A 13290-nucleotide genomic window follows, 5' to 3' on the forward strand; every position below is an offset into this window, starting at 1 on the left:
AAGAATTTGCTTGGCGACCATAGCGTTTTGGACCCACCTGATTTCCATGCCGAACTCAGAAGTGAAACGAAATAGCGTCGATGGTAGTGTGGGGCTTCCCCATGTGAGAGTAGAACATCGCCAGGCTTTAAATTTAAGAAGCCCGCTCGAAAGAGCGGGCTTTTTTGCATCTATAGAGTTTTAAAATTAGCTCACTTTATACCTAAAAAGTGTTCATCTAAGGTGCGATATACTTGCTCTCTGCAACCTTCCAAAAGGCTTTAACAAGCGGATTCTCCAGCTGAGTTTTGTTGCAGCAAACACCAAGTTTAAAAGGTTTAATTGGTAAGACTTTTAAACGATTTATCTTTTCTCTTACCGGACTGTTGTTGATTACAACATCAGGTGCGATACCTACTCCACACCCCAATGCAACCATACTTACGATGGCTTCATGTCCGGAGGTTTGTGCGTAGATCTTTGGCTTTATTTTCATTTGTTTGAGCCAAGTATTGGCCCTGTCCCTTGCCGTTCCTGCTTCTGGGAGTATGAATGGAATGACCGACCAGTCTGGTTTTTCTTTTTGTAGCTCTTCAGCAAACGCACTAACCCCAACAGGTACGATGACAGAAAGTGGGATTTCACTGATCGTTTCAAATGCGATTTTATTTGGCATCTGTTCTGACTTGGCTGATATGGCAATATCGGCTTCATCTGCTAGTATTTTGTCGATCGCTTGAGCTGGATCGCCGGTTGATAGTTTGAATTCAATGAAAGGGTTCTGAATACGAAAGTCAGATATTAGCTCCGGAAGATGGCTGTAGCTTGCAGTAACAGAACAAAAGAGACGGATTTCTCCTTTCAATTCATCCTCGGTTCCCTTCAGGTGACTCTGATACTGCTGCCATTCGCCAAGAATCTTTAAGGCGACTGGGACTAGCTTTTTACCTTGGATAGTTAAATCAACGCTACGGTTGTCGCGTAAAAACAATTGTTGGCTGGTTTCCTCCTCTAATTTTTGTATCTGTCGGCTTAAGGCTGAAGGGCTAATATGCATTGCCGCTGCGGTCTTGGCGAAACTTTTACTCTCACAGAGATGAATGAAAAGTTGCAGGCTTTTGATATTCATTAAATTTTCATTTCCATGTTGCATAAATTGCAATAACTAATTGTGAATATATCACTTTAAGCAATCTCATGTCTGTTTTAGTATGAAGTTATTCGGTAAGGCAATTACTGACCTCAATGGAAGAATCTCAAAGGAGCACCCAGATGGCTAATTATTTCAATACCCTAAACTTGCGCGAGCAGTTGGACCAATTAGGTCGTTGTCGTTTTATGGACCGCAGTGAGTTCGCTTCAGAAGCGGATTATCTGAAAGGTAAGAAAGTCGTCATTGTAGGTTGTGGTGCTCAAGGTCTTAACCAAGGTCTGAACATGCGCGACTCTGGTCTAGACGTTGCTTATGCGCTTCGCCAAGCCGCGATTGATGAGCAACGCCAGTCATTCAAAAACGCAAAAGACAACGGTTTTGAGGTAGGTAGCTACGAAACGCTAATTCCACAAGCTGATCTAGTAGTAAACCTTACTCCAGATAAGCAGCACACAAACGTTGTTGAGACGGTAATGCCGTTAATGAAAGAAGGCGCAGCACTAGGTTACTCTCACGGTTTCAACGTTGTTGAAGAAGGCATGCAAATCCGTAAAGACCTAACGGTAGTAATGGTTGCACCTAAATGTCCAGGTACGGAAGTTCGTGAAGAATACAAGCGCGGTTTCGGTGTACCGACTCTTATCGCTGTTCACCCAGAGAACGACCCAAAAGGTGAAGGTTGGGATATCGCGAAAGCTTGGGCTGCAGCAACAGGTGGTCACCGTGCAGGCTGTCTAGAGTCTTCTTTTGTTGCTGAGGTGAAATCTGACCTAATGGGTGAGCAAACTATCCTTTGTGGCATGCTACAGGCTGGCTCTATCGTATGTTACGAGAAGATGATTGCTGATGGTATCGATCCTGGCTACGCTGGTAAGCTTCTTCAATACGGTTGGGAAACCATCACTGAAGCACTGAAGTTTGGTGGTATCACTCACATGATGGATCGCCTAACTAACCCTGCAAAAGTGAAAGCATTTGAGCTTTCTGAAGAGCTAAAAGAACTGATGCGTCCGCTATACAACAAGCACATGGATGACATCATCACCGGTCACTTCTCTAGCACTATGATGGCTGACTGGGCAAACGACGATGCAAATCTACTAGGCTGGCGTGCAGAAACAGGTGAAACTGCTTTCGAAAACTACCCAGAAACTGACGTAGAAATCTCTGAGCAAGAGTACTTCGATAACGGTATCTTGATGGTTGCTATGGTTCGTGCAGGTGTTGAGCTAGCATTCGAAGCGATGACGGCATCTGGCATCATTGATGAGTCTGCTTACTACGAGTCTCTACACGAGCTGCCACTTATCGCAAACACTATCGCACGTAAGCGTTTATACGAGATGAACGTGGTTATCTCAGACACTGCGGAATACGGTAACTACCTGTTCGCTAACGTAGCAACGCCGCTTCTACGTGAGAAGTTTATGCCAGCCGTAAATACTGACGTAATTGGTAAAGGTTTAGGTGAAACGTCTAACCAAGTGGATAACGCGACTCTTATCGCTGTGAATGAAACAATCCGTAACCACCCTGTAGAGTACATCGGTGAAGAGCTACGTGGTTACATGACTGATATGAAGCGTATCGCGGTGGGCGGCTAAATGACTCCATTTCGGTGTCGAAGGTGCTCGTTTACTATCGTAAAGTCCGCGCCTTCTCCTAGAAATGAAACCTTAATACAGCGTAATTTACTTAGTCTCAAGTAACGCAGTAGATAAACTCCAGGCAGACTGGAGTGATAAATACAAAAATAAAACACAACATCTAATCAAAAGGCTTGGTCGCCGTTGACCAAGCCTTTTTGTTTTTAGCCGATTTATCTGCGCGCCGATAAGAAAAACGCTCCTTTGTGAGGAGCGCTTTGATACTTATTTTTCAGCAAGCTTTTCTTCAAGTTGCGCCAACTTCTGTTCCATTTCTGTTAGCTTTTGACGTGTACGTAGTAAAACTTGAGTTTGAACATCAAACTCTTCGCGACTTACAACATCTAGCTTGTTTAGCTGGCCTTGGATTACTTGACGAACTTTCTGATCGACATCAGAGCCCAATTCTTTTACAGGTTGAGGCATTGAGTCGTGAATCTGTTTAGCAATTTGCTCTAATTTCTTTGGGTCAAACATAGTGGCTAAAACTCCTTTTGATTTGTCCTCATTTTAAGTAAATGATACGTGAAAGTCGCCACTTAGATGGCAAAAAAGAGAGCGGCAATAAAAAAGGCCACCGAAGTGACCTTTTTGAATGCCTTAGATAGCTTATCTGTTATCCGCTAATTCACGATGAGCTGCTTTCGCTTCGTCAACTCGCGCTAACTTCTCCAAGTCTTTGTCTTCAACAAATACTGGCAGAGGTTTGTGTTTTTCAGCTAGGTAGCTGTAAATCACAGGTAGTACGAATAGTGTGAACAGTGTACCGATTGCAAGGCCTGCAACGATGACGATACCGATACTGAAACGTTGCGCGGCACCTGCACCTGTTGCGTACATCAGCGGGATCAGACCTGCGATCATCGCTGCAGTGGTCATTAGGATAGGGCGAAGACGCACTTTCGCAGCTTCCATCACCGCATCAATACGAGACAGTTTATTATGTAACTGCTCTTCTTTGGCGACTTCACAGATCAAGATACCGTGCTTGGTTATTAGGCCGACCAGCGTGATCAAACCAACCTGCGAGTAGATGTTCATCGAGGCTGTACCCCAGGCCAATGCGATCAAGGCACCACAGATTGCCAGAGGTACAGATACCATGATGACAATAGGGTCGCGGAGTGATTCAAATTGAATCGCCAGAACTAGGAAGATGATCGCAAGTGCAAGACCGAAGGTTGCATACAAGGCACTACCTTCCGTTACAAACTGACGAGATTCGCCCATGTAATCGTGGTTATAGCCTGCAGGCAGCTTGGTTTGTGCAATATTCTCAAACCAGTCGATTGCGTCACCCATAGCAACACTAGGCGATGGTACTGCACCCACAGTCGCTGAGTTTAGCTGGTTGAAGTGTGGCAAAGAGCGAGGCTCAGCCACCACATCGATAGTAATCAGACTGCCTAATGGAACCGCTTTACCATCTACAGAGCGTACATAGTAGTTCTTCATCGATTCTGGGTTTAGACGCCATTTACGCTCAACTTGAGGAATCACCTCATACGAGCGACCATTCAGGTCGATTCGGTTTACATAACCATCTGCCATCATGGTGCTGAGAGTGATGCCAATGTCTTGCATCGTCACACCGTAGGCACCCGCTTTGTCTTTATCGATCTTGATCTTCATCGTTGCTGAATCGTAGTTCAAATCAAGGTCGGAATAGACAAACATTGGGCTACTTGCAACATCGGTTAGAATATCGCTAGCGATAGTAAACAAGCTCTCGAAGCTATTTGGTGTTGTAATTACAAACTGAACAGGTAGACCTGAGCCTGCACCTGGAAGCTCTGGCATTTGGAATGCAGTGACAGACATACCAGGCACACTTGATACTAGGCCACCCACACGTTTCGTGATTTCAGATTGGCTTGCCTCTCGTTCACTCCAAGGCTTCAATGTTGCTAGGCCAAACGCTTGGTTTGAGTTTGGTACACCATTAAAGACCTGTGCGTATTCCACCTCCGGTTGATCTGAGAGTATTTGGTTTACGTCATCCATGGTATTTTGGATATAGTCCAAGTTCGCGTTTGATGGGGCGGTACCCATCAGCATGACCACACCTTTATCTTCAGATGGTGCTAGTTCGCTAGGAATAAACTTGAACAAGACCGGTAAGCTTGCAAATACAATGATTGCAAACGCAATAACAACCGGACGATGAGCCATTACCGCTTTCAACATGCCTTCGTAACGAGTGGTCATGCCATCAAGGATATGGTGAACTTTTTGCTCAAACTTGCTTGGCTTCTCGTTCGCCTTCAGCATCTTCGAACACATCATTGGTGATAGTGTCAAAGCGATGATGCCGGATACGAATACTGAACCTGCCAGTGTCAAAGCGAACTCTTTGAACAATGAACCGGTGATACCACCCATCAATGCGATCGGTGCGTACACTGCACCTAGCGTCAATGTCATCGCGATAACTGGAACCGCAATTTCACGCGTACCAATGATTGCAGCTCGGAATGGTGATTCCCCTTCTTTGATGTGACGGTCAACGTTTTCTAGTACAACGATCGCGTCATCCACCACCAGACCGATGGCAAGCACCATCGCCAGTAGCGTCATCAAGTTCCAAGAGAACCCCATTGCCTGCATCACCATTGCCACACCAATCAATGAAAGTGGAATGGTCACGATAGGAATGATTACCGCGCGGAATGAACCTAGGAACAGTGTGATAACCACAAGTACGATGACCGCTGCTTCAAGAATCGTTTTGACTACTTCGTGAATCGATTCGTTGATGGCGATAGTTGAGTCGTACATTACGTTCATTTTGATGTTACTTGGTAGGTTGCGCTCAAGCTGAGGCAACAGTTCAAGTACGTCTGCTGCAATGTTGATTGGGTTAGCACTTGGCGCTGCGTTGATCGCCGCAACCACAGCTTCTTGACCGTTTGCACTTGCGCGATAAACGTCGTGACTCTTCTCTAGCGTTACTTTAGCGATATCACCTAGGCGGATGACATCCCCTTCACCAGTTTTCACGACCAATGCTTCAAGTTCAGCAACGTTTGATACCTGAGTATCTGCGCTACCGTTATAAAGCACGAACTCACCCGTCGCTTGACCGGTTGCAGATTGGTAGTTGTTGGCGTTAAGAACGCTCATCACATCGGTTGCGGTCAACTTCAAAGCGCCCATTTTGGCAGGATCTAGCCATACGCGCAGTGCGTACTTCATACCACCATACAGGTCAACTTTGGACACACCGTTTACGGTGAACAACTGCGGGTTGATTACACGCTCAAGGTAGTCAGTGATCTGGCTTGAAGATAACTCGTCACTCGTAAAGCCGATGTACAGTACCGCCGTTGTCGAACCTGTCGACATGGTTACGGTTGGGTCTTCGGCTTCTTTTGGTAGCTGTGAACGTACCGAGTTGGTTTTCGCCAGAATGTCAGACAACGCCGCATTTGGATCAGTATTCAACTTCATGTTTACAGTAATGGTCGATTTACCCAGTACCGATTGCGAAGTCATGTAATCAATATTATCGGCTTGCGCTACCGCTTGCTCCAATGGCTGAGTAATAAAGCCTTGGATCAAGTTGGCACTTGCACCGTAGTAACTGGTGGTCACGGTGACCACCGTATTCGTCATTTCAGGGTATTCACGAACCTGCATTTTGAACACCGCTTGCAAACCAAGCAATGCAATCAAAAAGCTGATCGATACCGCTAAAACTGGACGTTTTATAAAAACATCTGTAAAGCGCATGATGCCTCCAACTTAAAGCATTGGTGTTTCAGCAGGTGGGGTAGTTGCATCGCTTTCGACAATGCTTACTTTCGCATGGTTACTCAAACGGACTTGACCCGACGTCACCACTACATCACCTGGCTTCACGCCTTCTAGAATGTGTGCGATATCTTTAGAGCGTTCGCCAACTTTTACCACATGCTGCTTAACGCGTTTTTCGCCATCTTCTTCTGTTACGATGTAAACATTGTCGCCATACAGCGTAAATGTGATCGCGGTTTGAGGTAGAGTGACCTGATTTTCTAATTTAGGCAGAATGATGTTTGCACGCGCGAACATACCACTACGTAGTTTGCCGTCACTGTTAGGGATATCCGCTTGAACTTGAATCAAACCACTTTGTACGTTTACAGCTGGTTCAATCGCAGAAATAGACCCTTTGAAAGGTTGGTCTGGATAAGCGTCAACAAAGATATCCACTTCTTGATCGATATTGATACGTGAAATATCGGTTTGTGGCACGGTGAAGCGCAAGCGCATCACGCTGGTATCTTCAAGGCGAACAATGTCGGTTCCCGCCTGTAGGTACTGACCGAGGTACACGTTACGAATACCTACTACACCATCAAATGGCGCTTTGATTTCGCGTCGGTCGATGGTCGCTTTCAAGCTTTCAATGTCCGCTTTTAAGGAGAAGTAGTTCGCTTCTGCTTCGTCATACGCTTCTTTAGAAATAGAGCCTTTTTTAAATAGCCCTTGGTAGCGTTTGTATTTCGCTTCTGCTGCTGGCAACTTGGCTTGCGAGCTCTTTAAATTGGCTTTCTCAACGTCAGAGTCAAGCAGTACTAGTGGCTGACCTGCTTTGACTTGAGTACCGGAATCAAATGCGATTTTATCGATAACACCGCTCGTTTCGTTCGCTACCGTCACGCCTTGATTTGGCTCGATAAAACCAATTGCCTCGATGACTGGTACCCAATCCACCGCTTGCACTTCAGTTACGGTTACTGGGAATGCTGGTTCAGGGCGATTGGCAAACTGCTCCATTTTGTCTTTGATATCAATTAGTCTGTATGTAACAACGCTACCAAAAAGTAATAAAACAATTGATAGCATCAAAATCCACTTTTTCATTCTATTAAGAACTCCAAGTTAGTGTTTAATAATTGCATCCCAACTGGCTTCAATAGCGGCCTCTAATGCCGTCTTATCCAGTTGATAAAATCCCAAAGCGTGTTTCCGAGCAAGTGCAACACTTGCCTCAAAACTTAATCCAGAAAGTACTTCGTTATCGAGAAGCTTGAATACTCCCTCGTCTTTACCCTGATTAAAAAGAAGATCTACTTGGGCAAACATTTGTCTCTCAAGTTCCCGAGCTTTGCTACTATTTGAACAGGGTAAAGATTCATATTGGACTCGGTTGCTGATCGCACTTAAGTTCGAGCTCGCTAGATTCCAAATATTGAGCCACATGGTTCGATAACGCTGTTTTAAAGGCATCTCTTCACTAACACCTAGTTGCACCGCAGTAGCAACACGCTTAGCAACGTTAAGGCGTAGTTCCTCTAAAAGATGTTCTTTATCTGAGAAATAACGGTAAATCGTCCCTGCTGCGACACCTGCCTCATTGGCGAGCTTTTGCATGGAAAGCCCTTGAAAACCAGATTCAGCAATGAGTTGTTCAGCAGCGACTAAGATTTGTTCTCGTTTATCTACAGCAGGGTTATCCTTCATAATGTCACCCTTTAGTGAATGAACGTTCATTCATTATAGCTTAAATACCCGCCATTTATGCAACAGAATATTGCACTTAATTGGTGTGAAAATTACAAGAAATCAGCATAGCTTTCACGAGGCCACCCCTTTATCATAGGCGCCACATTCATCACCCGCAGAGAATTTCTATGAAGCTGAACCCTAGTCAAGATGAAGCCGTGAAATACGTGTCTGGTCCATGCCTAGTGCTAGCTGGTGCTGGCTCGGGCAAAACTCGTGTTATTACCAATAAAATCGCTTATCTGGTTCAGCAATGTGGTTACAAAGCGCGTAACATTGCGGCGGTGACGTTTACCAACAAAGCAGCACGTGAAATGAAGGAGCGTGTAGGTCAAACGTTAGGGAAAGGTGAGTCTAAAGGTTTGATGGTATCAACATTCCACACTTTAGGATTGAACATCATCAAGCGTGAGTACAAGCATTTAGGGTTGAAAGCGGGCTTCTCACTGTTTGATGACCAAGACCAGCTAGCGCTGCTCAAAGAACTTACCGAAAAGCAGCTTGATGGTGATAAAGATCTGCTACGTCAGCTTCTGAGTTGTATTTCCAACTGGAAAAACGACATGTTGACGCCAGAGCAAGCCAAAGCGCGTGCGCAAGGTGAACAGCAACAATTGTTTGCGTTCTGTTTTGATATGTACCAAAAGCAAATGAAAGCCTATAACGCGCTCGATTTTGATGACCTAATTTTGATGCCCGTTTTACTCTTACGTAATCATGAAGATGTTCGTCAGCGTTGGCAGAATCGTATCCGTTACCTACTGGTTGACGAGTATCAAGATACCAACACGAGTCAGTATGAGCTGGTCAAATTAATTGTCGGAGAACGTGGGCGATTGACTGTTGTAGGGGATGACGATCAGTCTATTTATTCATGGCGTGGTGCGAAACCTCAGAACCTCGTGTTGCTGGGTGAAGATTATCCGAATTTGCGTTTGATTAAGCTAGAGCAAAACTACCGTTCAACGAGTCGAATCCTGCGTGCGGCCAACATTTTGATAGCTAACAACCCTCACGTCTATGAGAAGTCCTTGTTCTCTGAAATTCCTGACGGTGAAAAACTCAAAGTGTTGTTGGCTAAAAATGAAGAGCACGAAGCGGAGCGAGTAACGGGTGAACTAATTGCGCATAAGTTCCTAAACCGTACCGAATATAAAGATTATGCGATTCTATATCGTGGTAACCACCAATCACGTTTGATTGAAAAGTCTCTGATGCAAAACCGCGTACCGTATAAAATTTCTGGCGGCACCTCGTTTTTTGCGCGCGCAGAGATTAAAGACATCATGGCGTATTTGCGCGTTTTGGTTAATCCGGATGACGACAATGCATTTTTGCGCATTGTGAATACTCCACGACGTGAAATTGGCCCAGTGACGTTAGAGAAGTTAGGCAGTTATGCCAATATGCGAGGGAAGAGCCTGTTTGAGTCGAGCTTTGAAATGGGGCTCGAACAGCACCTAACGGGACGTGGCCTAGAAAACCTGCGTCGTTTCACCCAATGGCTAGTGGCGATTGCTGATCAAGCTGAGCGTGGTGATACCGTCGAAGCGGTTCGTTCGCTAGTTCGTGATATCCATTATGAAGATTGGCTATACGAAACTTCAGCAAGTCCGAAAGCCGCTGAAATGAGAATGAAGAACGTTTCTGATCTTTATTCATGGATAGTGGCGGACCTAGAGGGTGACAACTACGATCAAGAAGAGAAAACGTTAAAAGAAGTCGTTCAACGTTTGACCTTGCGTGACATGATGGAGCGCGGTGAAGAAGATGAAGACAGTGATGCAGTACAACTGATGACCTTGCACGCATCAAAAGGCCTTGAGTTCCCATATGTATACTTAATTGGGTCCGAAGAAGGTATTTTACCGCACCAAACCAGTATTGATGAAGATAACGTGGAAGAAGAGCGTCGCCTGATGTACGTTGGTATTACTCGCGCGCAACGTGAACTGACTTTCACTATGTGCAAAGAGCGTCGACAGTTCGGCGAGTTGATCAAACCGACTCAAAGCCGCTTTTTGGATGAGTTACCATTTGATGACGTTGAATGGGAAGTAAACAAAAAGCCAGTATCAGCGGAAGAACGTATGGCGAAAGGTCAAGCACACATTGCCAATATTCGAGCAATGTTTAAGAAGTAAAGTAACCTTGTTCTCACTGATTAAAAACAAAAAGGCTTGCCAACTGGCAAGCCTTTTTCGTTGATGTCTTTACTTATAGACCTTCAATCATGTGGTCAATTGCTGCGATGATTTCATCGTCAGAACAGTCCATACAGGTTCCTTTGGCTGGCATCGCATTGAAGCCTTCTAATGCGTGCTTCACTAACGTATCTTTGCCTTGTGCAATACGCGGTGCCCAATCATCGGCATTACCTGTTTTAGGTGCGCCGTTTACACCAGATGCGTGACAAGCAATACAAAAAGTACCATAAACTGTGGCGCCATCACGTGGACCGGTTGGTTCTTCTTTCACTGGCTCAGAACCTGCTAGATAAACATCACCGACAGGTTGGATGCGTTCTGCGATCGCATCGTATTCAGTTTGGCTGATGTCAGAAGCTAAAGCTGCCGTAGAAAACGTTAAGGCAGCGAACAAAACGCTAATCATTTGTCGAGACATATCCATTAAACCCACTTCACATTCCCGAGGTAAGTGACTTACCTATTTATATAGTTAGAGTATTAATGCCGAGCAGAGAAATCATTAAATTCCACTGAATGGCATAGAATGATTAGACAACTTGGTTGCAGCTGTTAAATCAATGTAAATAATGGGTGATTATATCCCGATAACTTGTTGCAATAAACAACAAGTTATCCATGACAGGGCGTGAATCACATCAAAAATCCACTTTAACGGAAGATAACTGTCGAAAAAGAGACCAAACGATAAAAAAAGTAAAAAAAGTACTAGACGGCATAGTGTGATATCCGTATTATTCCACTCCGCCGATAGGGCATGCGCCCGTAGCTCAGTTGGATAGAGCGTTGGCCTCCGGAGCCAAAGGTCGAAGGTTCGAATCCTTTCGGGCGTACCATTGCCTCGGAGGATACATCGGTAAAAATCAGTGGTGGCTATAGCTCAGTTGGTAGAGCCCCGGATTGTGATTCCGGTTGTCGCGAGTTCAAGTCTCGTTAGCCACCCCATTCTTTCTTTTTTAGATTGAATGCGGTAGCATTGCTCCCAATCTTGATTCAATCAAGATAAAACATCGTCGGTGAATAGCGCAGCTTGGTAGCGCATCTGGTTTGGGACCAGAGGGTCGGGGGTTCGAATCCCTCTTCACCGACCACTATTTAGTTTATGGCTCTAATAGAGCGGTAAACAGCAAAAATTGATGGTGGCTATAGCTCAGTTGGTAGAGCCCTGGATTGTGATTCCGGTGGTCGCGAGTTCGAATCTCGTTAGCCACCCCATTAATTAAGGTGACTTCTTAGTTGAAGTGTCCTGTCTGATTTGAGAAAATCAGCAAATACAGTTCGGTGAATAGCGCAGCTTGGTAGCGCATCTGGTTTGGGACCAGAGGGTCGGGGGTTCGAATCCCTCTTCACCGACCACTATTTAAAGCCTCAGTCGAAAGACTGGGGCTTTTTTGCATCTCTCCTGAAAAGAATCGGCATTCCATTTCAATTTTCCCCAAAAGTGTACAGCTCTAGGGGCTTTTGACCACCTATGATCCAAATGCTTTTCGAGCTGACAAAATAAACCCCAGAGCAGTGTCTGGGGTTTTGTAGTTTTCTAATCCGCTGCTTTTATTGGGCGAGTGTTTTAAGGATTTCTTTCAGTTCTACCGTTTCTTGGATTTCAAAACTTGGCGTTATATCCGTTGAGTTACTTGCGCCTGTCGCATTCACCCACACACTCAAAATACCCATATTGTTAGCGCCAGCAATGTCAGCAGGTAAAGAGTCGCCCACGTGTAGAGCCTCTTCTGGTTTTACTTCGACCAAGTCGAGCGCTTTTTGGAAAATACTTGTAGCAGGTTTCTCTTCTGGCTCTTCTCCTCCCACAATAATATGGTCCACCCAGCTGCTCATTTGTGTCGCGTTTAATTTAGGGTGTTGAGAAAAAATCGGACCGTTAGTGATCACGACGAGTTTGTAATGTTGACGAAGGTCGCTGAGCATTTCTTTTACACCAGGGAAGAAGGTGAACGCGCCCATACGTGCAGAGTCAAAGTAGTCTTGAGCTTGTTGAGCCTCTTTTGCAGTGATGCTGACGCCTTGCTCCGCCAAGATGTTTTGGATCAGGCCACAACGGAAGGCATTTTCATCGGGTAGCAGAGCCACAAGGTGAGGGAACTCAGCATTCAGCTTTTTGTATACACCCTGTAAGTAGCGCTGCAAAAACGCTTTTGGCTCGGTAACTTGTGGGTAGGTCTTATGAATCCAAGTTGTAAACGCTTGTCCTGCAACTTTATCGGCTTGTGACGTTGCACATAAAGTCTCGTCCATATCAAAAAAAATCGCTTTAAGCACAGGGGCTCCTTTTATTTACGGCTTGGCTTTGACACTGTTCATCTATTATCCCACTCTCAATTGTGTCGTAAAGGGTTAAAACCGGCGAGTTTTCTTATGACGTACGAATGAGGATAGCGGTACTTTCCTTTGCTTAGTCAATAAACCGCTTAAGTGGCGCATAATCTGCGTTGGAGCAGGATTTGTGTGGTTTTGCTGTTTTGTTCACGTTTTGACCTATCCTTTCTCTTCCTAAGTTTGGCTTTTTGTATTTGCCGACTATTTTATTAATAGTTTTTTATGTTGAAAAAACACTTTTTTCATATGATATTGTTTGTTAAATGTTAATAAATGCACATGAATAATATGGTTAATGATCTTGTTTAGCTCATGTTTACTTTTAGAGCATTTTTCTAGTTTTATTGGTGCATGACGCACAAAAATAGTGTGATATGAAAATGGTTAAATACTTGTTAATGCATTTTTATTCGCTAATTGTGCGTTTATTTAATGTTTTTTCGGCGGAATATACTTTAATTGTTGCTTTTTTGTGTGATTT

The 13290-nt window shown here is 44.7% G+C and carries 9 protein-coding genes, 5 tRNA genes and 1 rRNA gene; 8 read left to right on the plus strand and 7 right to left on the minus strand.

The features are described from left to right. The first annotated feature begins 9 nt into the window (after positions 1–9). Positions 10–126 (plus strand): 5S ribosomal RNA (gene rrf / locus R7Q48_RS18805). A gap of 91 nt (positions 127–217) precedes the next feature. Here the strand turns inward: rrf and ilvY are convergent. Continuing rightward, positions 218–1108: an HTH-type transcriptional activator IlvY gene (gene ilvY / locus R7Q48_RS18810; RefSeq protein WP_005379097.1), complete on the minus strand. Its 891-nt coding sequence runs from the start codon at positions 1106–1108 to the stop codon at positions 218–220. Between the two features lie 143 nt (positions 1109–1251). Here ilvY and ilvC point away from each other — a divergent pair, with 143 nt between their 5' ends. Then, positions 1252–2736, plus strand: coding sequence for a ketol-acid reductoisomerase (gene ilvC / locus R7Q48_RS18815; protein WP_005379098.1), 1485 nt, complete (start codon positions 1252–1254; stop codon positions 2734–2736). A gap of 267 nt (positions 2737–3003) precedes the next feature. On the opposite strand, the gene ubiK is transcribed toward ilvC, so the two are convergent. The 4 genes from ubiK to R7Q48_RS18835 form a co-directional block, all read right to left on the minus strand. Then, positions 3004–3255 (minus strand): ubiquinone biosynthesis accessory factor UbiK, encoded by a 252-nt coding sequence (ubiK, locus tag R7Q48_RS18820; protein WP_005379099.1) that lies wholly within the window; start codon positions 3253–3255, stop codon positions 3004–3006. A gap of 132 nt (positions 3256–3387) precedes the next feature. Next, positions 3388–6510 (minus strand): multidrug efflux RND transporter permease subunit VmeD, encoded by a 3123-nt coding sequence (gene vmeD / locus R7Q48_RS18825; protein WP_005379100.1) that lies wholly within the window; start codon positions 6508–6510, stop codon positions 3388–3390. A gap of 12 nt (positions 6511–6522) precedes the next feature. Then, positions 6523–7626 (minus strand): efflux RND transporter periplasmic adaptor subunit, encoded by a 1104-nt coding sequence (locus R7Q48_RS18830; RefSeq protein ID WP_053349778.1) that lies wholly within the window; start codon positions 7624–7626, stop codon positions 6523–6525. An 18-nt stretch (positions 7627–7644) separates the two neighbouring features. Beyond that, the gene (locus R7Q48_RS18835; protein ID WP_005384254.1) at positions 7645–8226 is read right to left on the minus strand and encodes a TetR/AcrR family transcriptional regulator; all 582 of its coding nucleotides are present in this window, start codon (positions 8224–8226) and stop codon (positions 7645–7647) included. Between the two features lie 170 nt (positions 8227–8396). On the opposite strand from R7Q48_RS18835, the gene rep reads away from it, so the two are divergent. Continuing rightward, on the plus strand, positions 8397–10412 hold the full coding sequence (rep, locus tag R7Q48_RS18840) for a DNA helicase Rep (RefSeq protein WP_005379104.1): 2016 nt from the start codon (positions 8397–8399) through the stop codon (positions 10410–10412). A gap of 73 nt (positions 10413–10485) precedes the next feature. Here the strand turns inward: rep and R7Q48_RS18845 are convergent, their stop codons facing one another. Next, positions 10486–10899 carry a c-type cytochrome gene (locus R7Q48_RS18845; protein WP_005384252.1) on the minus strand — a complete coding sequence of 138 codons (414 nt, stop codon included), beginning with the start codon at positions 10897–10899 and terminating at the stop codon, positions 10486–10488. Positions 10900–11234: 335 nt separating this feature from the next. Here R7Q48_RS18845 and R7Q48_RS18850 point away from each other — a divergent pair. The 5 genes from R7Q48_RS18850 (at position 11235) to R7Q48_RS18870 (ending at position 11831) form a co-directional block, all read left to right on the plus strand. After that, positions 11235–11311 (plus strand) — tRNA-Arg (locus tag R7Q48_RS18850). Between the two features lie 33 nt (positions 11312–11344). Then, a tRNA-His gene (locus R7Q48_RS18855) sits at positions 11345–11420 on the plus strand. 69 nt (positions 11421–11489) lie between these two features. Continuing rightward, positions 11490–11566: transfer RNA gene (locus R7Q48_RS18860), tRNA-Pro, on the plus strand. 48 nt (positions 11567–11614) lie between these two features. Further along, positions 11615–11690 (plus strand) — tRNA-His (locus tag R7Q48_RS18865). A gap of 64 nt (positions 11691–11754) precedes the next feature. Next, a tRNA-Pro gene (locus R7Q48_RS18870) sits at positions 11755–11831 on the plus strand. A 195-nt stretch (positions 11832–12026) separates the two neighbouring features. On the opposite strand, the gene R7Q48_RS18875 is transcribed toward R7Q48_RS18870, so the two are convergent. Next, positions 12027–12752, minus strand: a complete 726-nt coding sequence (locus R7Q48_RS18875) for an HAD-IA family hydrolase (RefSeq protein ID WP_318132404.1) — start codon at positions 12750–12752, stop codon at positions 12027–12029. Positions 12753–13290: the final 538 nt, after the last annotated feature.

This window comes from Vibrio sp. 378 (assembly GCF_033339435.1).